This window comes from Neisseria sp. 83E34 (assembly GCF_001308015.1).
GTDB lineage: Bacteria > Pseudomonadota > Gammaproteobacteria > Burkholderiales > Neisseriaceae > Neisseria.
Genome location: NZ_LGYH01000001.1, coordinates 422,104 through 444,573, shown reverse-complemented (window position 1 = coordinate 444,573; position 22,470 = coordinate 422,104). Strand labels below are relative to the sequence as shown.

The 22,470-nt window shown below is 43.1% G+C and carries 32 protein-coding genes; 21 read left to right on the top strand and 11 right to left on the bottom strand.

Features of this window, described 5'->3' with window-relative positions; genetic code table 11:
- Positions 1-166: 166 nt before the first annotated feature.
- The 3 genes from AKG09_RS02225 to AKG09_RS02215 form a co-directional block, all read right to left on the bottom strand.
- Entirely contained in the window at positions 167-517 is a 351-nt protein-coding gene (locus AKG09_RS02225) for a hypothetical protein (protein ID WP_054617852.1), read from the bottom strand.
- Between the two features lie 258 nt (positions 518-775).
- The gene (locus AKG09_RS02220) at positions 776-1,069 is read right to left on the bottom strand and encodes a hypothetical protein (protein ID WP_054617851.1); all 294 of its coding nucleotides are present in this window, start codon (positions 1,067-1,069) and stop codon (positions 776-778) included.
- An 84-nt stretch (positions 1,070-1,153) separates the two neighbouring features.
- Complete coding sequence (locus AKG09_RS02215; protein WP_054617850.1) at positions 1,154-1,588, bottom strand: DUF29 domain-containing protein; 435 nt, start codon at positions 1,586-1,588, stop codon at positions 1,154-1,156.
- A gap of 885 nt (positions 1,589-2,473) precedes the next feature.
- Between AKG09_RS02215 and AKG09_RS02205 the strand changes: the two genes are divergently transcribed.
- Positions 2,474-2,773: a type II toxin-antitoxin system HigB family toxin gene (locus AKG09_RS02205; RefSeq protein ID WP_054617892.1), complete on the top strand. Its 300-nt coding sequence runs from the start codon at positions 2,474-2,476 to the stop codon at positions 2,771-2,773.
- Positions 2,774-2,789: 16 nt separating this feature from the next.
- Positions 2,790-3,164, top strand: a complete 375-nt coding sequence (locus AKG09_RS02200) for a type II toxin-antitoxin system HigA family antitoxin (protein WP_054617848.1) — start codon at positions 2,790-2,792, stop codon at positions 3,162-3,164.
- A 45-nt stretch (positions 3,165-3,209) separates the two neighbouring features.
- Here AKG09_RS02200 and AKG09_RS02195 read toward each other — a convergent pair whose 3' ends face one another.
- Positions 3,210-3,848, bottom strand: coding sequence for a S24 family peptidase (locus tag AKG09_RS02195; protein ID WP_054600255.1), 639 nt, complete (start codon positions 3,846-3,848; stop codon positions 3,210-3,212).
- A 111-nt stretch (positions 3,849-3,959) separates the two neighbouring features.
- On the opposite strand from AKG09_RS02195, the gene AKG09_RS02190 reads away from it, so the two are divergent.
- Entirely contained in the window at positions 3,960-4,163 is a 204-nt protein-coding gene (locus AKG09_RS02190; protein ID WP_054617847.1) for a Cro/CI family transcriptional regulator, read from the top strand.
- A 148-nt stretch (positions 4,164-4,311) separates the two neighbouring features.
- Here AKG09_RS02190 and AKG09_RS02185 read toward each other — a convergent pair whose 3' ends face one another.
- Both AKG09_RS02185 and AKG09_RS02180 read right to left on the bottom strand, forming a co-directional pair.
- A complete protein-coding gene (locus tag AKG09_RS02185; protein WP_054617846.1) occupies positions 4,312-4,605 on the bottom strand; it encodes a HigA family addiction module antitoxin in 294 nt (97 codons plus the stop codon).
- 9 nt (positions 4,606-4,614) lie between these two features.
- Positions 4,615-4,893, bottom strand: coding sequence for a type II toxin-antitoxin system RelE/ParE family toxin (locus AKG09_RS02180; RefSeq protein WP_054617845.1), 279 nt, complete (start codon positions 4,891-4,893; stop codon positions 4,615-4,617).
- 42 nt (positions 4,894-4,935) lie between these two features.
- Here AKG09_RS02180 and AKG09_RS02175 point away from each other — a divergent pair, with 42 nt between their 5' ends.
- The 5 genes from AKG09_RS02175 (at position 4,936) to AKG09_RS02155 (ending at position 7,640) form a co-directional block, all read left to right on the top strand.
- Positions 4,936-5,742, top strand: coding sequence for a hypothetical protein (locus tag AKG09_RS02175; protein ID WP_054617844.1), 807 nt, complete (start codon positions 4,936-4,938; stop codon positions 5,740-5,742).
- Positions 5,743-6,220: 478 nt separating this feature from the next.
- Positions 6,221-6,508: an AbrB/MazE/SpoVT family DNA-binding domain-containing protein gene (locus tag AKG09_RS02170; protein WP_054617843.1), complete on the top strand. Its 288-nt coding sequence runs from the start codon at positions 6,221-6,223 to the stop codon at positions 6,506-6,508.
- The gene (locus AKG09_RS02165) at positions 6,505-6,909 is read left to right on the top strand and encodes a type II toxin-antitoxin system VapC family toxin (protein ID WP_054617842.1); all 405 of its coding nucleotides are present in this window, start codon (positions 6,505-6,507) and stop codon (positions 6,907-6,909) included. Before AKG09_RS02170 ends, AKG09_RS02165 begins: the two co-directional genes overlap by 4 nt.
- 144 nt (positions 6,910-7,053) lie before the next feature.
- Complete coding sequence (locus tag AKG09_RS02160; protein ID WP_054617841.1) at positions 7,054-7,296, top strand: AbrB/MazE/SpoVT family DNA-binding domain-containing protein; 243 nt, start codon at positions 7,054-7,056, stop codon at positions 7,294-7,296.
- Positions 7,296-7,640, top strand: a complete 345-nt coding sequence (locus tag AKG09_RS02155; RefSeq protein ID WP_054617840.1) for a type II toxin-antitoxin system PemK/MazF family toxin — start codon at positions 7,296-7,298, stop codon at positions 7,638-7,640. The genes AKG09_RS02160 and AKG09_RS02155 overlap by 1 nt, the downstream gene beginning before the upstream one ends.
- Positions 7,641-7,688: 48 nt before the next feature.
- Here AKG09_RS02155 and AKG09_RS02150 read toward each other — a convergent pair whose 3' ends face one another.
- Positions 7,689-8,087, bottom strand: a complete 399-nt coding sequence (locus AKG09_RS02150) for a hypothetical protein (protein WP_054617839.1) — start codon at positions 8,085-8,087, stop codon at positions 7,689-7,691.
- A gap of 434 nt (positions 8,088-8,521) precedes the next feature.
- On the opposite strand from AKG09_RS02150, the gene AKG09_RS02145 reads away from it, so the two are divergent.
- Positions 8,522-8,809, top strand: a complete 288-nt coding sequence (locus tag AKG09_RS02145) for a CopG family ribbon-helix-helix protein (RefSeq protein ID WP_009115645.1) — start codon at positions 8,522-8,524, stop codon at positions 8,807-8,809.
- Entirely contained in the window at positions 8,797-9,081 is a 285-nt protein-coding gene (locus tag AKG09_RS02140) for a type II toxin-antitoxin system RelE/ParE family toxin (RefSeq protein WP_054617838.1), read from the top strand. The genes AKG09_RS02145 and AKG09_RS02140 overlap by 13 nt, the downstream gene beginning before the upstream one ends.
- A gap of 45 nt (positions 9,082-9,126) precedes the next feature.
- On the opposite strand, the gene AKG09_RS02135 is transcribed toward AKG09_RS02140, so the two are convergent.
- Entirely contained in the window at positions 9,127-9,591 is a 465-nt protein-coding gene (locus tag AKG09_RS02135; RefSeq protein WP_054617837.1) for a hypothetical protein, read from the bottom strand.
- A 658-nt stretch (positions 9,592-10,249) separates the two neighbouring features.
- Here AKG09_RS02135 and AKG09_RS02130 point away from each other — a divergent pair.
- The 6 genes from AKG09_RS02130 to AKG09_RS11815 all read left to right on the top strand — a co-directional run bounded on the left by AKG09_RS02130 (position 10,250) and on the right by AKG09_RS11815 (position 13,163).
- Complete coding sequence (locus AKG09_RS02130) at positions 10,250-10,651, top strand: phosphoglycerate kinase (protein WP_197272088.1); 402 nt, start codon at positions 10,250-10,252, stop codon at positions 10,649-10,651.
- A 72-nt stretch (positions 10,652-10,723) separates the two neighbouring features.
- Positions 10,724-11,170, top strand: coding sequence for a hypothetical protein (locus AKG09_RS02125; RefSeq protein WP_054617835.1), 447 nt, complete (start codon positions 10,724-10,726; stop codon positions 11,168-11,170).
- Position 11,171: 1 nt separating this feature from the next.
- Positions 11,172-11,483 (top strand): hypothetical protein, encoded by a 312-nt coding sequence (locus AKG09_RS02120; protein ID WP_054617834.1) that lies wholly within the window; start codon positions 11,172-11,174, stop codon positions 11,481-11,483.
- A gap of 58 nt (positions 11,484-11,541) precedes the next feature.
- Entirely contained in the window at positions 11,542-12,354 is an 813-nt protein-coding gene (locus AKG09_RS12130; protein ID WP_231623884.1) for a hypothetical protein, read from the top strand.
- A complete protein-coding gene (locus tag AKG09_RS02105; protein ID WP_054617833.1) occupies positions 12,347-12,892 on the top strand; it encodes a hypothetical protein in 546 nt (181 codons plus the stop codon). The genes AKG09_RS12130 and AKG09_RS02105 overlap by 8 nt, the downstream gene beginning before the upstream one ends.
- Positions 12,893-12,935: 43 nt before the next feature.
- Complete coding sequence (locus tag AKG09_RS11815) at positions 12,936-13,163, top strand: hypothetical protein (protein WP_156320771.1); 228 nt, start codon at positions 12,936-12,938, stop codon at positions 13,161-13,163.
- A 31-nt stretch (positions 13,164-13,194) separates the two neighbouring features.
- Here the strand turns inward: AKG09_RS11815 and AKG09_RS02100 are convergent, their stop codons facing one another.
- Both AKG09_RS02100 and AKG09_RS02095 read right to left on the bottom strand, forming a co-directional pair.
- A complete protein-coding gene (locus AKG09_RS02100) occupies positions 13,195-14,088 on the bottom strand; it encodes a zeta toxin family protein (RefSeq protein ID WP_054617832.1) in 894 nt (297 codons plus the stop codon).
- Entirely contained in the window at positions 14,089-14,328 is a 240-nt protein-coding gene (locus AKG09_RS02095; protein ID WP_231623883.1) for a hypothetical protein, read from the bottom strand. It lies immediately after the preceding gene.
- Positions 14,329-14,576: 248 nt separating this feature from the next.
- On the opposite strand from AKG09_RS02095, the gene AKG09_RS11810 reads away from it, so the two are divergent.
- The 5 genes from AKG09_RS11810 (at position 14,577) to AKG09_RS02070 (ending at position 18,335) form a co-directional block, all read left to right on the top strand.
- On the top strand, positions 14,577-14,795 hold the full coding sequence (locus tag AKG09_RS11810) for a recombinase family protein (RefSeq protein WP_054617830.1): 219 nt from the start codon (positions 14,577-14,579) through the stop codon (positions 14,793-14,795).
- A gap of 225 nt (positions 14,796-15,020) precedes the next feature.
- Complete coding sequence (locus AKG09_RS02085; protein WP_156320770.1) at positions 15,021-15,377, top strand: hypothetical protein; 357 nt, start codon at positions 15,021-15,023, stop codon at positions 15,375-15,377.
- Positions 15,378-16,280: a hypothetical protein gene (locus AKG09_RS02080; protein WP_054617828.1), complete on the top strand. Its 903-nt coding sequence runs from the start codon at positions 15,378-15,380 to the stop codon at positions 16,278-16,280.
- Between the two features lies 1 nt (position 16,281).
- Positions 16,282-16,539, top strand: a complete 258-nt coding sequence (locus tag AKG09_RS02075) for an ABC-three component system middle component 6 (RefSeq protein ID WP_054617827.1) — start codon at positions 16,282-16,284, stop codon at positions 16,537-16,539.
- Positions 16,540-16,556: 17 nt separating this feature from the next.
- Positions 16,557-18,335, top strand: coding sequence for a DUF2326 domain-containing protein (locus tag AKG09_RS02070; RefSeq protein WP_054617826.1), 1,779 nt, complete (start codon positions 16,557-16,559; stop codon positions 18,333-18,335).
- Positions 18,336-18,433: 98 nt separating this feature from the next.
- On the opposite strand, the gene AKG09_RS02065 is transcribed toward AKG09_RS02070, so the two are convergent.
- Positions 18,434-22,462, bottom strand: coding sequence for a calcium-binding protein (locus AKG09_RS02065; protein ID WP_054617825.1), 4,029 nt, complete (start codon positions 22,460-22,462; stop codon positions 18,434-18,436).
- Between the last annotated feature and the right edge of the window lie 8 nt (positions 22,463-22,470).

Genomic DNA, 22,470 nt, shown 5'->3' with positions numbered 1-22,470 from the left:
CTAGTAAAGAAAAAAATTTATGATCGAACCCAACCCTATCGTAAAATGCAATTAGACAATATATCAGCATAGGAATGAGGATTACGGCTAATCTCACCTCATCGTCTAAATCGAACATATTTAAATTACCTTTGCTTTCCCAATATACCGTGTCGAAAAGGCAGTATCAGGAAATTGATTCTTTAATTCCGTCTGAAAAAACCCGCAAGCGGTACTGTTCCTCAAGCGGCGGATTCTTCGATAAAAACTGCTCCATATGGAGCAGCATACATTCCAAATCATTCACACTGTCTTTATCCACAGGAAGATGGTGCATCGCTTCGGCCAATTGCCCCGCAATATTCAGATTCTGACGCACCGTTTCTTCTGATAGTGCATCAAGTGACGGATTATCAAGGTCATACAGTCCCAAACGCCCCAAACCTAAATTTCGGATAAGCGTAAACGCTTCCCGTGCAAGCAACAGGCAGGACATTAAAACTTCCACTTCATCAGGTGTGTATTGGATATATCTCATACGGAAAATCCTTAATTAATAAAGCGGGCCTTCCACCCGCCCGAACCGGTATCGCGAGGTCTGTAAGCGTCTTCCCACCCCCTTTCGGCCGGAGCAGGTCGAACTCTCAAAGGCTGATTGATGCGTTAACGCCCTGCCACAGGCGAACTGTGGTGTGCTAAAAAACATAAGGAGGCCACACCCGAGCCGCTTGCTGCATCCTCCCTGCCGAACGGGATTCAGCCCCAACCTCCGTTATGGTGAGGCCGTCTTGAATGTTTAGACGGCCGGAGAAGTCTGTTCAAAAAAAGCTGCGAACTGCGCTTTGAAATCAGCAGCTTCTTTCTCAATATCAATCCCGCACTCTTCAATTAGCGGGGAATCGTTTAAATACCACGCGAACTTATGGCGATAACGATTAGCTGTTCCAGCGAGAACAATGCTTTCATTCACATTTTCACTGTTCAAATTAAAACCTTCTTCGCCCAATGCAAGATAGCTGTCAACTTTCTGTTCGTAGAATGCCGTGATCTCGTCGGCTTTGTCTCTCAATATTCTGATTTCCTCTTTCATATTTCAAACCTCCGCTATCCGTTTCCCAAAATCAAAGCCCGCTTATTAATATAAGCGGGCTTTTCAATATTGCGACCGTCTGAATTATTCGGGCATAAACTCGTCATTTAAGATGTCGGCCATACTCCAAATCGCCTGTTCGGGGAAGGTGCTTTCCAACTCGGTTTCCCGTAATGCAGCAGCCACGCCGTATGACCATACGTCTGAACAAAATTCACTATCTTCCAACCTGCTTTTCAAGCTGGGGGATTCAGCAAGAAGCCTTTTAATCTTAAGCCGTTGCTCTTTAATGGTTGCTTTCCAAGAATTACCCTGCCGTTCAGGCTGAAACTTCCATTTCAGCAGATGGCAGATTAAAACCTGCAAACGGCTTTCTAAAGCCCGCTGTTCGCTTTTGCCCATATCCTCGATTTCCTCGGCCAAGTTTCTAAAATCAATATTGTTTACCAACCCCGCCCGCAACAGCCCTGCCTGCTCGGCAGCCCATGCGGCGAAGTCGGTTTCATAAGAAGTCGACATTGTTCATTCCTCCTTAAAATCAAATGCCTGTATCGGTTAAATCATATCATATTTATAAAAATCAATGGGTTTGCAAATTTATTTATCAGGCTCAATTAAACCGTCATAAAAATAACTTTTGTTACTTTCTCAAAAATTCGGTGTAAAATACCCACACGGAAGCCCGCTTTTACAAACGGGCTTGGGTCTGGGTACAGACCTAAGACGGTGTGCGAGACCGTCTTATAAAGCGTGTGCGTTATCGGCACACTAAAGGGCAGTAAAACGCCCTGAATCTGCCCGCCAAGAGGCAGCCTCAAAAAATCAGTATGTAGTTTGGAGCTTGTCCGTAGATTATCGCTCCGCATCGGGGATACGCCCCGATTGTCAAATACGTTCAACAGCCGCCTGTTACCGGACGCCATTGCGCTACCCGGATGCGCGGCTTTTCTTTTGGTGGCGTGTTGAATGCCGCCAGCAACCGTTTGTACTCCCACCGTTTAGGCGGTTTTGCTTACCCAAAGGCTCGAAGCCTTTTCTACGCCTGCCGTCCAAAGTTTTAGTGATGTCTGCACATTTCAGTCAATAATAAGCATGAAGACTTAGACGGCTCCGAAGGCCGGTTGCTTCGTAATCAAGTTGTTAAAGAGCTTTGGTTTACTGTTTGAGTTATTTTAAGATAACTTAAATTTATATACAAGTACCAATTAAAGTTATCTTAAATTTAAAATATATCAAATTGAAAATAAACATTTTTATTTTATTTCCATCTAGCAGAAAGAAGTTGATTTGATAGGTACAAAAAGGCCGTCTGAAAATTTTCAGGCGGCCTTTTTACAATTATAGAATTGACAAAATCCCATTATGGGACTATTGTTCAGGTGTCACAGAATGACAGGTTTTTTCATGAAAGTTATTTCCGTTTCAACGTTAAGAGAGTTTTGGACAAAATACCCCGAGACGGAGCAGCCGTTGAAAGCTTGGTACGACGAAATCAAAAAAGCCCAGTGGCAAGATATGCACGATATTAAACAACAGTTTAGAAGCGCGAGCATTTTGAAAAACAACCGTGTTGTTTTTAATATAAAAGGCAATAATTACAGGCTGATTGCTTCGTTTTGGTTTTCTGCCCAGTATGTGTATATAAAATTCGTCGGTACTCATAAACAGTATGACGAAATAGATGCAGAAACCATTGAGTTATGAAATGAAAGGAACTCAAATGACCAAACTTCCTAAAATTAAACCATTAAGAGCAGAAGCTGATTATCAAGATGCGTTAAAGCTCTTAGGGGCATTTTTTGACAGCAATCCTGACAATGCAACACAAGAAGAAGCCGATTATTTTGAAGTATTGGCAGATTTGGTCAATATTTACGAGTCTGCCCACTATCCCATTGAACCACCTGAGCCGATTGAAGCGATAAAATTCCGCATGGAACAGTTAGGTTTGGAAATTAAAGATATGGAAGACATTATCGGCAAGCCTAACCGGGTTTATGAAGTGTTCAATGGCAAACGCCCGCTGACGCTGGCGATGATCCGCAGGATTCATTACAAGCTCGGTATTTCCGCAGACGTACTGATAAGGGCTTAATTTAATTTTAACTAAGGCCGTCTGAAAATTTTCAGACGGCCTTTCTTATCGTTTTCTCCTATAAATTCTGTGTTCAACCAAAATTCCAATAATTCGAATTTCCGTATCATTTGATGAAATTACAGGGTAATCAGGATTAAGGGGCTGAAGAGAAAATTGCCCAAGATTGTCAACACGGTATTTTCTAAATAAGACATCCTCACCTACGACTGCCAATACGAACTCTCCCGGCTCGGGTTTTTCCATTGGGTCAATGATGATGATGTCACCATTTAAAAAATCATTTGCCATTGAGTCTCCCTCGAGTTTCAAGGCAAAGGTAAGTTTTGAACTCTTGATGTCAGTCATGATGAATTCTCCTGTTGTTGATATAAAAGGAGAATCCTCATTAATTTTATAAACATCTTTATAGTTAAGAATGGGAATTTTTTCAGAAGAAATTTCAGAAATGAAGTTTGCATTACTCGCTTCACTTTCAATTCCTTTCAACAACCAACCCAAATCGCAGCCGAAGAGAGTTGAGAGGTCATACAAATTCTCTGCATTAGGTTTTGTGGTATTTGATTCCCACTGAGAGATTGCAACATGAGACACATCTTTTAGCCTTTTGGCTAAATCTTGTTGGGTCAGATTCATGTCTTTCCTCATTTTTCGGATACGCTCTCCGATTGTATTTGCTTGCACAAGGAACCTCTTCTCAGAATTATTTTAGCTTTAAGTTATCTTAACCCATGTTGATTTAAGTATTCTTTACATCTATACTTTAAGAGAACTTAAAAAAGAGAATATTTCATTATGCTAACTAAAGATGTTATTGCTTTTTATGGTACGAAAATTGCTGTTGCTAGAGCTTTGGGAATTAGTCCGTCTGCGGTAACACAATGGCAGGAGGTTGTTCCGGAAAAGCAAGCGTACAGAATTCAAATACTGACGGGTGGAAAAGTAAAAATAAATCCGCGCCTATATCAGATAGAGAAAATTCGAAAATTTAAAGCATAGTCATTAAAAAAACCAAATGCTTATCTCTGACCCGCGCCCACACCTAATCGAAAAATTCGTCCAAATCTATGACGAGTTTATGCCCCTATACGCACATAAAAAAACAGAGCCTGTTACGGCTCCGTTGTATGGCGATTGTTCCGGCTGTTTATACCTGCATCGGAATGATGTGTTCGATCTCCTGTTTCAGGGACTGCTCTGCCGTTTTCAGGTCATAGGCATTTTGCAGGTTCAGCCAGCTTTGTGCATCGCCTCCGAAATAGCGGGCAAGCCGCAAGGCCGTATCGGGACTGATGCCCCGCTTTTCGCGCACGATGTCGTTGATGCGCGGTGCGGGAACATGCAGGGCAATAGACAGGGCATTGGCCGTTATACCCAGCGGAATCAAATACTCTTCACGCAAAATTTCGCCGGGGTGTATGGGTCTCATTTGGTTATTCATGGTGGCTCCTTAATGGTAATCGACAATTTCCACATCGTAGGCATGGCCGTTTTCAAAACGGAAGCAAACCCACCATTGGTCATTGATACGGATGCTGAACTGTCCGGTACGGCTGCCTTTGAGTGCTTCAAGTCTGTTACCGGGCGGGGAGCGCAGAAAATCCACAGTAACGGCAGAATCCAACATTTGCAGTTTGCGCTCCGCTGTCTTTCGGATAGCCCTGAATTTCAATGGGCAGCGACCTTGGAACAGCTGCTCGGTGTGTTTGCAGTTAAAAGTTTGAATCATGGATATATTATATAACGCATAACGTTAAACGGAAACCATTAAATGCTCATCGCCGATCTGCGCCCTCATCTTTCCAACAAATTCTCTGTCATTCACAGCGAATTTATTGTCATGTGCGGTTCAAATTTGCAGGCGGCAACACTACTGAGCAACCTCTTTTGGTGGTCTCAAGTCAACGATGCGCAGCCCGAGCGAAAAGGCTGGCTTTACAAAACGGCAGCCGATTTAAAAGAAGAATTGGGCCTGACCCGACGGGGATACGAAAAAGCACGCAAAGGATTACTGGCGCTTGGTGTGCTGCAATACCGACGTGGCGGTGTGCACGGTAAAATGCACTGGCTGCTCAATCGGGAAAAACTACTGGAAAAATGCTACCAGGCACGCGGATTGAAACTCCCCAAAGGCTTCTCAAACCAATTCATCATAGACCGCGACAACTTCCGTTTGGACAACTGGGTGCCGCTGGATTTGTGGCACGCATTCCTAGATATGCGGATTGATACAGGCAATAAAGTTTCCATTAAAGGCAAGAAGACTTTACTCAAGCAGCTTAAAGCCATTCATGATAAAGGTTTGGATATTAGACCAGTCATGGAAAATGCGATCGCCTCCGGCTGCTACGGTTTTCTCTTATCGGATTTAAATAAATCCTCGCCCTCTTCCCAAGCAAATCAAAAACAGACAGACGAAAAACTACGGCGGGAGTATGAAGAAATCATGCAAGCCCAACAACGGGCTCTGGCAGAAAAAAAGAATAAACCCCCGCCCCCAAAGCCGGATAAAGAACAATCCGAGAATCACAAAGCGGCATTAAAGGCAGCAGGTATCATCCCCAAATCAGCGCAATAAGGTCTGAAGGCTTATTGCGCCTTTTTACCGTCAAAACCCTAAAAACCATTATTTTTACTCGGCTGAAGTGCTACTTCAGCCGCTTTTTTATGCACGGCACAGGCTCCAAACCTCCCAAGGCCTGTCTGAAAGCTGTTTTTTTAGCATTTGGCCACTCTTTTACCTTTTTAAAAAAGTTATTTAAAATCATATCTTTGTACATATTGTACAAAATACAATGTACGAAACGTACACAATTCTTTGTACAAAAGGATCAAACACTATACAAATACCCCCTCAAAGACCCCTACATAAAACTTAACCCGCCATAGGCGTGATGTTTTTTTGGGCAATTCAATTTTTTATAATAGAAATAACCTGTTAGGCTTTAAAGCAAGAGGGATATGCACGTTTGTTGTGGATAAATTGGTTTAATATTAAAATAAAGTAAGGTAAAATCATCCTTACCTTAAGACGTAAAATCAAAGAGGAACCAACAATGGCAACCACATTGAAAGTTACGGCAAAAAGCCAGGTAACGTTTAAAAAAGAGTATTTACAGCATCTGGGTATCGGTGCCGGAGACGAGTTGGAAGTATTCAAATTACCCGGTGGAGAATTAAAAATCAGAGCAAAACACAAGGAAGGCAAGATTAAATCAGTACGTGATTTTGCCGGTTGCATGAAAAATGTTTCCGGGGCGCATTTAACTGTTGACCAGATCAATGAAGCTATTGCAGAATCCGCTGCCTCAGAAGGAGCCATCGGCTTGGAGAAAGAAGAATGAGCGCAATAGCAATAGATACTAATGTGCTTATCAGGTTATTGGTCGGCGACGATCTTGAGCAACAACAAAAAGCCATTGAGCTGTTTGAAATGAATCATGAAATTATGATTTCTACTACCGTGCTTATTGAAACCGTTTGGGTATTGCTACGGGTTTATAAAACACCGCGAAAAATGATTGTAGATCAGCTAAGAAACTTCATTGTCTCTGTTCCCAATTTGGTTGTGAAGGAAGATGAAATCGAAGCAGGATTGGCAGTAATGGAAAATGGCGGCGATTTTGCAGACGGGGTAAATGAATATATAGGCAGCCAGCTGGGGGCAGAAAAATTTGCCACTTTCGACAAAAAAGCGGCAAATATTCTGAATGAACTTGGCAGGCAGGTTATTTTATTAAGATAGCTATTTGTATGATGGTCACAGTACCCGCCTGAAATAAAGAAATATACACGTTTGTTGTGGATAAATTGGTTTAGGGAGTTATATTTTTGACACAGCTGCACAAAGTATCTACAATGTAGATACACCGCAATGAGGAGTATTACGATGAAATTGCAGAAATGGGGAAACAGCGCAGCGGTGCGCTTTCCCAAAGAAATTATCAGCCAGCTCGGTTTACAGATTGGTGATGAACTGCAAACCGAAGTCAAAGGACAAACGATTGTAATCAAGGCGGTTAAACGCCCACGGTATAAGCTGTCTGAATTGTTAGCAGAAATGCAAGACGGTGCTCCGCGCGTTAAAGGATGGGAAGAAATGCCTGATGTCGGCAAGGAGATCGCTGAATAATGTATATCCCGGAAAAAGGCGATATTATCCATCTACGATTCGACCCTGCATCAGGAAAAGAAATGCAGGGAGATCATTTTGCTTTGATATTATCTCCTAAAGCATTTAATAAGGCGACAGGGCTGGTTTTTGCCTGCCCCGTTTCGCAAGGAAAGGCAGAAGCCGCAAGAGGAATGCTTTCTACACTGCTTGGATCTGGAACTCATACTCAAGGAAATATTCACTGCCACCAGCTCAAATCTTTGGATTGGAAAGCACGCAAAGCTATATTAAAGGAAAAAGTTCCCGATTATGTGTTGCAAGATGTCCTATCCCGGATTGAGGCTATTTTGGAACTCGATTAGAAACCGCTCTAACAACTATTTATGCCGTCTAAAATGTCACAGACGGCATTATTTTAATGCTTTTGGATCAATATCTTGGTTATTTCCAAATCGTATTTTTCCACTCTGTTTTATAGGATTAGTCGGCTCTGAACTAAATTCAGTTTCAGATCGTACATAGGATGCTTTTGGGGTCAAATTACCCATTTCAAATATTGCAGGTCGCTTTTTGTTTTCAGGTGTGGATTTTCCCAAACGCTCCGAAGCTTTACTGCGAATAAACCAGTTAAGGGTTTGTTGGCTTACAACAATCCCTTTTTTTTCTTTCAAGAATTGCAGGATGATCTTTTCCGTAAATCCCATTTCTTTCATTTTAAAAATTTCATCAGCATAGGGATGGAGCACGGATTTCTTGCTTTTCCCCGGACGCAGATCATGTTCTCTGATGAAGTCTTCCAAGTCACTCACAATACAAAATCCTACAAAACAAATCCAATTTAAACTTATTAAATACCAACTATTAAAAATAAAAAACAAATTTATTTAAAAATAATAAAAAATAAATACCAATGAAAACCAAAAAAAAAATTAAATTAAATCAAAATTAACAAACAAAACAAAATAAAACAAAAAATATCCTCTCCGCGCGTACCTCCATCTTGCTTTACAAACGAAAAATTTCTATTTAAGCCCCCTTTCCAAACTAGACGCAGAGATCACATACAGATATCAATAGGCCATCCGGCCTGATGATTTTTTGTACAATTCTTTTTTTATTTAGGAAATAGCCGTTTATGCTTTAAAGCAAGAGGGATATGCACGTTTGTTGTGAATAAATTGGTTTGTCGGGAGATATGGGTATATAATGGTATTACTTTTTACAACCTAAAAGAGGTTTGGTCATGAAAACTCAATCCGTACCGGTAGCAGTAAAACTGACACCGGAAACAAAAGAACGGTTGAAGTCCGTAGCCGAACAGCAGGACCGTTCTATTCATTGGTTGATGAAAGAGGCGGTTAATCAGTTTCTTGACAGAGAAGAGCGCAAAGCGGCATTGAGAACGGCAGCAGATGAATCGTGGCGGCATTATCAGGAAACAGGTTCGCATCTGACTCTTGAGGAAGTCAATAAGTGGATGGACGACATTACTGACGGTAAACCTGTGGAACCGCTCAAATGCCGCAAGTAGTGTTGACAGAAAAAGCAACCGATGATTTGAACAGGCTTTATAAATTTTTGGCTGATAAAAATCCTACGGTCGCGATCAATGCGATCCGCGCAATAAAGGCTGCTTTAAATGAACTGGCTGTTTTCCCAGCTCAGGGAAGATATTTTGATGATGTGTACCGGGAGTGGCCCGTTCCGTTTGGAAACCGGGGGTATTTGGTGCTTTACCGGTTTGAACATGATATGGTTTTTATTGTGTCTGTGAGGCATCAATTGGAAGAAAGGTACTCTTGATTTAGGCAAACAAACCGGTCGTCTGAAAGGATTCAGACGACTTTTTTACAACAGTTTTTCAGTGTCGATAGCAGCAGGGTTCCACTCAAATTTACGGGGCTGTCCCGGCTCTGAGCCATCTTCAGGCCACTTTTTTTCTAAAGAACCGAACAATTCTTCATCCGACGGCACTGTACCCCACTTGAATTTTCTAGGTTCGCCAATTTCATTCGGTTTCGTAGGAGACGTATGCTTGGCCGGTTTCTCAATTACTGCCGGAGCAGTCTCAACAGATATCCGTTGAGCAGCGTGGGCAAATTCCGTGTTGTCTTTCCGACTTCGGATGAACCAGTTTAAGGTCGTCATTCCGGCGGTTACGCCGTTCATCTTTAAAAAATCCAAAATCTGCTGCTGGGTATAGCCTTTGGATTTCAGCAGTAAAATGTCTTCACGGAAAGGTTCAAGTTTTGAAACCTTGCCTGCTTTTTGTTGATGCATTTCAATAAATTCAGCTGCTGAAATCTTAGTCATCTTGCTTATCCAATTCTTATCTAAAGCTATCCAAAAAAAATCTAATTTAGTCTAAATAAATACCAATTTAATCTATTTTTGTCAATATAAAATCTAATTATAATCTATCTAATATCTAAATTAAATCAAAATTGAAACTAATTTAAATCTATCTATTATCCATTCCTATCTAAATATAACTAATTTTATCCATAAAAAAACTAATGTTATCTATCCTAATCTAACGCAATATCAATCTGTTCCCGCGTACCTCCATCTTGCTTTTCAAACGAAAAACTCCCATCTAAGTCCCCTTTTTAAACTAGACGCAGGATAGGCACAAGGTGCCAAAAACACCGCTAAACGGTGTATTCCGCCAAAGGCGGAAACGCCGCAAGCGGCTGTCCCGTAAACAACCATCGGGGGCGGTAGCCGCCGTGTTGTCTCCTGATGTCTAAATTTCAAAGCGCCAAAAGTCCAGACCAAGACGAGTGTCTTTGCACGTCTTCCACCTTTTCCACCACGTCACAGAGGACGCACCGGACAAAGATGAAAGCCGCACAAAGCCAGTCTGGACTTTTGGCGCTTTGAAATTTTTAACGACATCACAACACGGCGGCTACCGCCCCCGATGGTTGTATCGTTGCATTGTTAATTATTTCGCATAAAAGGAATGACTATGGGACTGGACATGTACGGCTACACCATGTGTGCCGAGTTTGCGGGCGACCGACAAACCGATGTAATGCCGAAAACCGATGAAGAGCGCGAGCAAGCGCAGCTAACCGACATAGCCTACTGGCGCAAATTCAATCATCTGCATGGTTGGATGGAAGAGCTTTACAGAGAAAAAGGCGGGCAAGAAGAAATATTTAACTGCCGAACGGTAAGGCTGGAGTTAGAGGACTTGGAACGGTTGGAACAGGCGTTAGACAACAACGAACTGGAACATACACCGGGCTTTTTCTTCGGCGGCGAGGAGGTATACCCCGAAGATATAGAGGATACCAAGAAATTTATTGCAGCCGCCCGCGAAGTCATAGCAAACGGCTTGGCAGTCTTTTATGACAGTTGGTGGTAATCGTTAACCAAGTTTCAGACGGCCTGTTGAGGCCGTCTGAAAAAGCAGAATATATCAGAAAAGGAAAAAATCATGGGCTGGATAGCATGTCATACCGCAGGAAAAAACCTGAAAGCGGCATTTGAAGATTGCTGGTACACCCTAGAGTGGGGTTTGGGCTTATCGAAAGAATACGAACCTGCAATGTCCGAAGACCTGCGCTTCTTTATTGCCGATTACCGCATCAAAGGCCGCAGGCTGACCCTGCTGGTTCAAAACCCGAAGCACCCCGACCATCGGGAAATCGCCTGTTTCCTGATTGACCTCGACAGGAAAAACAGTGAATTTTTCTATAAACAACTGGGCTTTACCGACGGCTTTTCGGAAGGCTTCCCTATGATGAAAACATGGGCAAAAGAACTGTTGGCCAAACAGGGAAACTGCAACGCAGGCGACGAATGGGTACGGGGGCGTTTTAGCGAGTTCAGCCGCTACCTGTCCGACGCATACATGAAAACATCCAAATCAGGAGGCATTTGAGATGGGTACACGTTGTTATGTCGGCCGTCCGAACCACAGACAGGAGGATTGTCTGACAAAGCTGACGCCTCAGAGCAGAAACCGTATCCGCCATTTCTTTCAGATTGTGGATGAAATGACATTGGAGCGCGGAATGGGGTGCAGTATGCCTTTGGTCTTAACCGAAAGCGGTCTGATGAAAATCAAAAGCGATATTAAAAACAGGCTGTTCAAATACCTTGCTTGGGCTGAAGAAGAAGGTTTCTCTGAATATTACACCGTTCAATCTGCCATCAATAACGGATTTTGCCGAATCCGATTGTGGACAGACTGATTTTTGCAACAAACGATTCAGACGGCCTTTAGGCCGTCTGAAAAGAAAGGAAGCAGCGATGAAATACCACTTTCAATATGGATATACAGGTACGCGCGAGATGGTTATTTTTTTAGATGAAGCAGCATTAAAAGACAACATATGGGCTGATGATGATGGAGATATAAGGGTTTATCAAGATTTAACGGTTACGTTCGATATAGACCGCTATTTACGGTTGATGCAGCTTCTGAAACCCCTGAAAGAAATTGATGCCGAATTTGGACGGGTGCAGATGACAGCGGATATTGAAAGTAAGAGCGCTGCCGAAACCTACAAAATACGCGGCACATTTATAGAGGTTTATTACAAGGGAGATTTGAATCTTGATGCGAGATGGTGGTGCGATGGAGCTTTGATTGATTTTGGCGTTTATCTAAATATGCCGAATCAGTTTTATACCGACCCTACGGCATGGTTTGAGCAGGAAATAGCAGAAAAGGCATTAAAAATTATTATGAAAGCGGGGTATGAAATGATGTTTTGGGATGATGTGGCAGTCGATTTCGACCATTGGGTTCACTTGTTGGAACAACTTGGCGGATACAGTTTTATCAACTTCGAGCAGGATGTTTGGGAGATGGCACGGGGGCATAAAGAACCGCCGCATATCGGCAATATCCGCCAGCATCTGCTACTGGAGCGGCTCAGGCAAGCCATAGAAGGGCGTTACCGTTTTTTACCTGTGGAATATAGCATTAATGCGATGGATACACATCTGTATGTCAACGGATACAGCGTAGCTACCTTATCCGATTTAGACAGGGTACTAGGGGCGTATTGCAGGAAAAACGATGTAACGATTACTGAAAAAGGGGATAAACATGAATGAAGCAAAAAATTGTGTAGAAAATACAGTATCTCTGTTTGAAAAACTCGAACCGCATAAAATGCGTGAAGCTTTTATGACTTTATGGAGAAATACCGACCGCCTGAATGAAGCTTTGACAGCAGACGACTGCATAGAAATTTTTGCTTCGGCCTTAAAAGGCAGTTCGGATTTTACTTACGAATTACTGGCACAAACATGTGAGGATTACGGTGTCGGCACTATGACAGAAACATTTGCATTGTTACCCCGCGCAACGTATGACAAGCTGTTTTCAGACTGCCTGAAAGGGGATATTCCCCCCAATACAAGGCTGGACACAGTAGCCTTAACTAACCTGCTGATGCTGGAAAATGTCTCCAATGTGGAGGCCAGTATAAGAAATAGTTGTATAAGAGCAACACATTTTATAGGTTCTGATGGAAAATTTATCTATGATACAGGGATTAATGATGAAGAAAATCTATGGAAAATTGACGAATTTAGGGACGCATACCCTAAAACTTGGTGGACAATTGAGCAAGTAATCTTTAATTTTTGATGTAGCAGGCCGTCTGAAAGAGACGGTTTCAGACGGCCTGAATATGGCAGATGGGAAAATCGTTTGTCAAAATCCAGCCCGCAGCAGCCCCGTTCCCGGCTCCGTACCTCCGCCCGAAACGTCCCCACGCCCCCAAGCCGGACTTGACCATGCCGACCGCTTCGGCACCTGCGGCAGCCTACGCAACCGGCAAGCCCAAGCCCGACTTGCCCCCTCCTGCGGGAGGATTATTGTCACTACCATTACTTCTTTGTTGAAACATATGAAGTGAAGAAAGCTGCCTGTAAAGGTTCCGGCAGCTTTCAACGTTCAGGTTCAGGGTCGTCCAATGAAGGATGCCGCTCCTTAATTTGGGCTAACAAACTCCCATACAGATTAATCCGTGCCTGCATCTGTTCGGCAGGGGAAAGCCCTTTGATTACGGCTTCACCCGCCTCTATTACTTGCTTTTGTGCAGGGGACAAAAGATGGATGTTCTTTTGGAAGTCCGCCCGAATCTTCCCGAGTTCCCGCTCATTGCGGTGCAATTCGTAATCGATAGCTGCACCGGGCATCTGCCCGACATGGATACGGTCGTCAAAAACCAAACCATCCCTGTTATATACCCTGAAATGATCGGCTTTGCCAGATACAAACACGGCATCGGCATTTTTCGGCAGCAATTCCACCACCAAATCATGATGTGCTTTATCGGTATATCGTGGCATTTCTCCTAATGCTTCCATCTGTCTGTATCGGTCAAGTGTGCTTTGCCAACTCACTTCAGCCGGAGTAGTCTGAATATAGACGGCCGTTTCATATCCGTGGGTGCGCATTTGGTCTAAGGTTCCCAGCGGCACTTCGGTTGTTCGGAAAGTACCCTCAACACTAATGTTGTAGCGCTCTGCCAACGCTTTGGCTATCGCTTTTTCCGTCATCGTGCCCGAAAAGACGGAGGTATGTTTGGGAGCATCTTTGCCGTATTTTTCTTGGATCTCCTCGAAATCGGGATGGTAGCGGCGGAATTCGTCGCCGTTTACTACCAGCAGATTCCCGCCAAGCTCTGCATTGATTTTACGGACAAGGTTAGATTTTCCCGCACCGGGTTGACCGCCCAGCACGAAACCTTTAGGAAAAGAAGAGGGACGAACCTGACTTTCGGAAATCAGGTCGTCCCAAATCAGTTCAAATGCGGCTGCTTCCCGTGTGGGCATCATTTATGCCATCGCCTCCAGTTTCGGCAACGCCGAATATTTTCGGTGGAGGACGTTACATTCATCCGCTACAGCATCAAAATCTATGTCCTCGGGAGCCGAAGCATAAAGGAAACGGCGCAGCGAAACGATTCTGTCTTGGTCTGCGGAACGTTTTCCGGTACGCGGGGTTTTGCGGGCAATCAATGCCTGCACCGACGCTACACGTTCGATCAGTGCGTCTTTTTGCATTAATGTACACATAGTCCGCCCTTTCATTGGTCGATACATATTTATATTCTACCACATAGAAAATGTAATCAACTGAAATAAAATAGGGACTAAAGTAATTAGCCCCTTAAATTCTATTTCATTTCAAAATTTAGTTTTCAAACTCCAATCAAATAACCATAGGTAAAAAACGGTATGAATCTGTATGCTCTCTTTTTATTTTCTCATAATTCAAAAAAAGGCAGTATAATTTCTTGGCTTAAAAAGTAGAGGTTTGTCCGATGGAGGTCAAAATCGCCCGCATCTATATGCGGGTCAGTACGGACGAGCAGAATTTGGAACGCCAACAACGGTTGGTTGATGAGGCCGAAGAGCAAGGATTTTACATTGCCGACATTTATGCAGGAATGAAGATTACCGCCGATACCAACATTCTGCTACGTGCGGTCTTTTGGAAAAACAGGGAAAAAAACCAAGCTGGCCGCAAAATAAGCTTTTGATTTGAGGATATTTCGGGAAAGATGGCTCTGAAAAGTCAATCCGAATACCGAAATCCATACATATTTATGGAACCGACAAATAAAGACTGTCTGATTTTTTCAGACAGTCTTTATTATTTTACATTTATTTATCAAAAAAATGATATAATTCAGTAAATTTATTATTTTTTCAATACAATGAAGAATTACCGTTCATATCTCCAAATTGCTTCGGAAGTTGATCGTGTGCTCAAAGCACAACGGCTGACTTTGCGCGACTGTGTTGATACTTATAACCGAGAGTATCAAGATGACATCGCTAAAAACATAAAAGCACCGCTGAATAAGGATTTCATCCAACGGGTAAGATCAGGAAAGTGTAAGGTCATTAGCCGTAGGGTTGTCGATTTGTGCGTTTTCCTGCAAATTGATCCGTACGAACAGTCGGGTGAAGCTTCTGCGATTCAGGAGTTGAAAGATATTGAAAATCTGATACGCCAATATCCCGTTTTGGAATCCGGACTGCTCCGACTGCTGCAAGACATACACCGGTTACTTGAGTCTAATCTTGAAAAAATGCCGTTATCCGGGGAGGTTATGTAAATGGATAGCCCGCTGAAAAACCTCATCCGAACCCAAGTGTCGAATCTTACCGGTTTCGATTTTCAGAAATTTATCATATCCCTCCTGCGTACCCATTACGGAAGCGACAAAATTCAGGAAGTCCGCAGGATCAAAGACCAAGGTGCCGACTGTCTGATACGGACAGGGATTTGTGTTGCCTGTTATGCGCCGGAGAAAGCCGGCCAAACTGGAAAAATGACCACGAAGTTGCGCGATGACTTTGGCTCTTACCAATCAAACTGGCAGCAGCTGTATTCTGACTGGCATTTTTATACTAACTTGGAACCTGCTCCCGAGCATATCCGACTGGTAGCCGACTGGGGAAGACAGCACAAAATATGCGGACTCGGCCATATTCTGTACATGATTGAAACGGATGTCGACGGACGATCTAGGATATATCCGCAGAAATACCGGCTGTACCGCGAATTAAATATCGGTGACGAATATCTCGGCAGGGATTTTGTGAAAAAACTGCTTGATGACTTGTGCAGTCAGGACTACGAAACCGACCAGATAGACTATCTGGAAAAAGCTCCGGAAATTCTACGTAAAATCCGATCCAATAGCACAGAATCCGAGTATGAAGAGTTTGAGGATTCGATAAAATCCACTTATCCGTTCCAAGCTGAAATAGAAGAGGCATTGAATGCCTATGTAGACCGCGACATTAATACCGTTAAAAACAGGATTTTCAACGACTACGCCAAATTGACGGCACTGCCGATCAGCGGATTCCAGAAAATGAAACGGTTGATCGAGAATTACGAAGAACGTTATAACAGTGAATTGAAGGATGATATGCTTTCGGCCTATATATCCGCATTGGTATGGTATGTTTTCTCACAATGCCATATCGGTACAAAACCGGGAAGGGATTAGAATGGCGCTATTACATCCCGAAAGTGATTTGAGCCTATCCGTTGTGGCAATGGGGGCAGGATTATTGAAAATTCTGTCAAAAAAATCTCCGATCATGATTGATGACCTGCTTGCGTCATTTCTCAAACAGGATCCCCGCCGAACGATTGTCAATTTTTATTCGTCTTTGGAATTTTTGTATACGATAGGTGCAATAGAGCACGAACATTACCATATCACGATTTGCCGGTATCAAACTCAAACCGACATCTTTGATTAGATATAGAGGCATTGATTATGCTGAAAAAACTTTGGTCTCCGACTGGTTTTCTGTTGCGGGACATAAACTTCAAGCCCGGACTGAACCTTATCATCGGTTCCGCTAAAGACGGACAATCCCACGGAACAAACGGTATCGGTAAATCCAGTATTGTCCGTCTTATCGATTACCTGCTGCTGTCTTCGGATGCAGCAAAGATTTTCAACGACAAAAAATACGCATTTCTGAAGGAGCAAGAGCATCAGATCTGCCTGCTTCTGGAAAATAGGGGAGAACTCCTGCAAATTCGCCGCAGTTTTGGGGAACAGAAGAAAGTCTACATCCGGGAAAACAATCAGGCTGAATACTCTTACGAAATTGAGGAAGCAAAAAAACTTCTGTCCGGAAAATTCTTTCCACAGTCCGCAGAGCGGAAATATCCGGAAGGGAGTTACCGCAATTTGATGAATTTCTTTGCCAAAGATGATTTGACAAGCGTAAAACGCAATGATCCGGTTACCTATCTCCAGCACGGAGGGGCTAAAAAGAGCCTGCTGGTATTGTTGAATCTTTATTTGCTCGGACTGCCTTCAACCCATCTGAACAATTTGCTGAAAACCTGGGCAATAACGGAGGAACTGACTCAGGAAGCCAATGTTTTGCAAAAATACCTGACGGACACATCCGGCAAGCCTGTCTCCCAATTGCGTTCGGAAATGGCTGCCAAAGGAAAAGAGTTAACACTCATTCGACAGTCATTAAGCGAATTCAAACTCAGCGACTCCTTCAAAAGAGTTTCCGAAAGAATTGCAGAACTGGACGAACAACTGGCGAACTTGAGAAAGAAAGAGCGTCAAACCAGCAATCAGCTTGAAAAATTAAAGAAATTCACGGAATCGTCCCAAAACGAGATTGATGTGGATGATGTCTGGAAACAATACGAATCGGTGGCTCTGGATTTAGGCCGGATTGTCAGGAAAAGTTTGGAAGAAGTGCTGGATTTTCGGGCATCCATTACCCGAGAACGGCTGAAATTTTACGGCAGCCGCATGACGGAATTGTCCTCAGAGCATAAAAAACTGCTGGCAGAAATTCAAGAGAAGGATGTGCAGCGTGCAGGGTTGATGAAAACGATTGATGATAATATGGATATGTCATTGACTGAAGCATGGGGCAGATATGCATTGGAAAGTGCAAAAATTGCCGAAATCCGCCAAAAGCTGGACAATATTGAAAAAATCCATGCAGAACTCGGCAGGATGCACCACGATGAAAGTATACATCATATGCAGATACAGATTGCCTTGTCTGAGTATTCGGAATCCGTTGAGACCATCCGGAGTCTGTTTAACGAAATCGTTGCCGCCGCATTTGAAGACATTCGTTATGAAGCAAAGGGCGTTTATTTGGACATTTCGGCTCCAGGGCAGTTGAAAAACAGAAAAGTGCCGGTAAAAATAGAAATCGGTTTTCCCCATATCGAAGCATTGGGACAGACCAAGCTGAAAACAGTCATTTATGATCTGACTGTATTTCTGAATGCCGTGCGCGGGAATATCCCGTTGCCCGATTTTCTGATACATGACGGTGTATTTCACGGTATCGAAATCAGAAAGAAAGTCAACCTGTTGAATTATATTCACGAGCAAAGCGAACAAGGCAACTTTCAATATATCACCACTTTCAATGAAGACGAGATACAGATTGGAGACGGTGACCGGAGTAGAGGGATAAACTACCGCTTCGATTTGAACAGCAACATAATTGTCAATCTGAAAGACAAGCCTGAGGAAATGCTATTCGGATTCAGGTTCTAGAAACTGCATTAGAAAATAATAAAAAAGGGGCTGAAGTAGATTGGCCCCTTAAATCCTATTTCATTTCAGAATTTAGTTTTCAAACTCCAATCAGATATCTATACGCCCGCCATTGCTGCTTCGCGGTAACTATCCAGCGTGCTACTTGCAGTAGAGTCAACAGCATAGTTCATAGCAGCCGGTTTATCATTTTCAAAGCCTGCAATATGATTATTTATTTCACTGGATTTGAAAATCTGACCGTCAGCAAACTCCCAGTTTACAATGGCCTGTACTTCCCAGGTTTCCGGCTCGAATTGATCCTGAATTCGAATTTGGTCTTCACTATTCAGCTTGAATACCATCAAATCCTGTCCTTCACGTTCAAGGCGTACTTCTGAAAAACGCACGTCCTTGAAATAGATATGATCTTCAGCATTCTCACTAATAATGGTATCTCGACCCCAATTCCCGGAGAAAACATAAGTATCGGCTCCTGCGCCGCCTTTCATAATGTCGTTTCCTTCGCCTCCGTTAATGACATCGTTGCCACCCATGCCGTCGATAATATCATCCCCTCCATAACCGTTCAGATCTTCCCGAGCATCGGTTCCGGTTAAAGTATCTCCATCCTCATTTCCGCTCCAGGTATGCTCCGGTGTTTCATAACGACCTTTAGGCGGCTCTGTCCGATGTGTATCCGGAACAGGGTCTTCTTGCTGTCGTGAATCATCGGGAACAGGCTGCGGTTCGGGATTTTCTACTATAGGTTGTTCTGCCCAAGCAGGTAGGTTTAAACCAAACATACCTGAGTGGTAGTTTTCTAACGTAATGCCTGTCTGAAAACCATTTCCGCTTAAATGCAGGCTGCCGTTTTCCTCATGCAATATCCAGCCCTGTTCTTTTGCCGACCAGCGCCCTGCGGCTTCTGCTTGCCAATTGACAGTTTCAACAAATTGCCCGTCGATCATAATACGACCCAATCCATCACTGTCGATAATGTGATTATTTGAGCCCCTTTTCTGCAAGTCACTACTGTCAAAAATATAGGTATCCAAACCTTTTCCGCCGATAAGTATATTATTACCTGCACCACCGACAAGTATGTCATTGCCCGAAATATCGGGATTGCGGTTATCATCTCCCCAAAGAATATCGTTACCGTCGCCGCCGTGCAGTAAATCATCTCCGTCTTGGCCCACAATCAAATCATCGCCTGATCCACCATATAGAAAATCATTAAATGCACCTTCTTTCTCGTCATCAGCATTCCTTTTACCTACGCGGTGGGCATCACTTGCCAATGCCAATTTATTATTGACATGGTACTCTCTCTGAGCGGCATTGATGGAGAAGTCCCATTGATTGGAATCCGGGTGGGTTTTACTGGCGCTATTTAAAGGTAATTTTTTCCAACTGCCACTGTTGAGTGTATGTTCTACTGTCAATGCATTGCCATAAGAGTATGAAGGTGAAACGGTGCCGCCGTTCCATGGTACCAAGGGGTGAATCGGGGTTGTCGGTGTATATACCGGCGTATAAACAGGTTCGTTAAAAATGGACAGCATACGGGAATCTAAGCGGATTTCGCCATCACCTAAAATTACATCATCACCGGCGCCGCCTTGCACCGTATCACTACCCGAACCGCCTTGCAAAAAATCACGTTCGCGGCTGCCGTAAACCCTATCATTACCAGCACCCCCGGCAATCCAATCACCACGCAGGTTGCTACTACTCTCAAACAAATGCTCGCCTCGGGCGCCAGCGTAAATAATATCATCACCACCGGCACCCCAAATAATATCGTTACCCGAACCTCCGATAATCAAATCCTTATCGGCTTCCATTTCTGCATTAAGTTTGGTTGGCGGCACATAAGCACTACCGTTAATCCAATCATTACCGTCACTGCCATCAATCATATCTGCTGCATAGCTGCCGAAAATACGGTCATTGCCACCTGCTGCGTTCAAAATGAGCCCTTTGGTTGCGGTAGCAAATACAATATCGTCCTTATGACCGCCTGTAATATTCACCGTATGCCCGGAACCGGCATAAAATACATTGTATTTATCCGCCTCTCCTGCACCATATATTACAGACTCTCCTTTAACTTCCTGGGCACCGTCCTCAACTGCCAACGACATGCCCAATGCTTCCAAAGCATTACCGTTTTTCTTGGCATGATCGAAAAAGCCTTTTACGGTAACCTTGTCCTGCCCGTGGAAAACATTCAAATCCGCACCTGCTTTCACTGCAAACATCTTACCGTCACGCTTGCCTGCCTCATCTACGCTGTACCAATAATTAGGAGTATCTTCCGGCCTATTCATGAATGAGGCTGCCTGAACATTGCTTGAGGCAAAAACAATTTTGCCATTGTTATCGCTATCATAGACAGTATCGGAACCTTGGATCATGTAAGTGTCGAAACCCATCCCACCTTCCATGTAATCATTGCCATCTTTTCCGTCAAGCGTTTGATTCCCCGCCCCTGTAAAGAGATAGTCCTCCTTCATACCTCCTGCTAAATCTTTCTCTCCGTTTAGTGCAAAAGCTACGACAGCCGGATTTGTTGAACGGACAGGATGGTTGTTTCGGTACTCATAAGCGGATAATGTGAACATTTCCCCTTTATCGGTATATTCCACATCATTTGTATAAAGCGCATTGGGTAGTTTATCGTTTGCCACTTTCAAGTAAACCTGCATTAACTCGCTGCGTTTTTCAATAAATACCTCGCTCATACCGTTAGGGTTGTTCGGGCTTTGCAGATCTAAAGAACCGTTGCTGTTGTGTGCAGAGTAGTCTAAGCCCTTCACTACGAACGGGTTCAAATTTAATAAAGCATAACGATATGCCACAGCATCAGAGCCTTCAATCGATGCAAGTTTACCAATATCTTGCGGTATGCTCTCAAAAGTATAATTACCCTGTACACCTAAACTATTAATCAACTCCTGTACTTTTAAGATGCCGCCGTAAAGCGCATCTCTATCTTCAGCTTTAATTTCCAAAGATCCTTCCGGATTAAGCAAGTGATATAGTTTTTCTACTATGTGTTCCAGTGTATTTGCATTATCTACGGCAGAAGCTTCAAATACAGTATCAATAAAGAATAATAATTCCTTCAATGGTTTTTGCTGCAAACCGGCATCCAGCCTGACAAATAAATCGGCTACCGCCATCGAATCGCTCATTTGTCCCGAACCATGCCCAAACGTATGGGAAGATACCTTTGGCTGTTCAATAAACAGTTCATACGCTTGCCCGGGCTGATTTAATGCAATAAACCAATCTTGGGCAACAAAATCGATATTCTTATCCCCAATAACATTGGTAATTTTATTGGCATCAAATTGATCAGCTCCGCCCAATTTATGAAATACGGATTGAATATTAAAGGTCGGGCGTGTAAGCTCAGGAGCGCTGACAATATTCCCAGACCCGCCAAAGCCCGCTCCATTAATCATATAGGCATGTTCGGTTGCTTCAGGAAATAATCTGGAAAACGCAGCAGACAGATGTCCTCCCAAACTGTGTCCTGTTACGGTAACCGTATCCACATCAATACCTAAACCAAACTGACGCCCATCTTTGTATACTTCGGTAGAGTCGGTAAAATAAATCTGTTGGACTATTTTATTATTACTGAAATATCCTTCAGCTGTTGCCCCATCTAATAAAGATATTGCACCCAATGGATCAATAGCTACTGTTTTTATGGCCGCGGCCTGATAACTTTGTCCTTCAGGTGTATTTATTTGCTGCCAAAAATTATACATATCGACAATTTGATGGTGAGCCAAACCGTCAAGAACAATATCAGTTCCGTCGGTAACTACCAAATCTTTAAAACCTGCCGTGCCTTTCAATGCCAAAACAAAACTACCTGTGTCTTTGGCTTGAAATAATGTACCGGAGAAGCCGCTCTCTCCGTCAAATAATGAATTGCTATCTTTCCAGTGGGCAATTACTTTGTAAGAATCAGAAATTAATTTAGCAAAATTACTTGGTAAATTTCCATTCTTAGCATCATTTAGCGCATTGAAAAATTTACCAGTTTCATCTGATTTTTCAATATTAGATAAATTCGCATAGCTTGCAACCGATAGATATACAAAATTTGTTAACAACGAATTCATTATCCTAC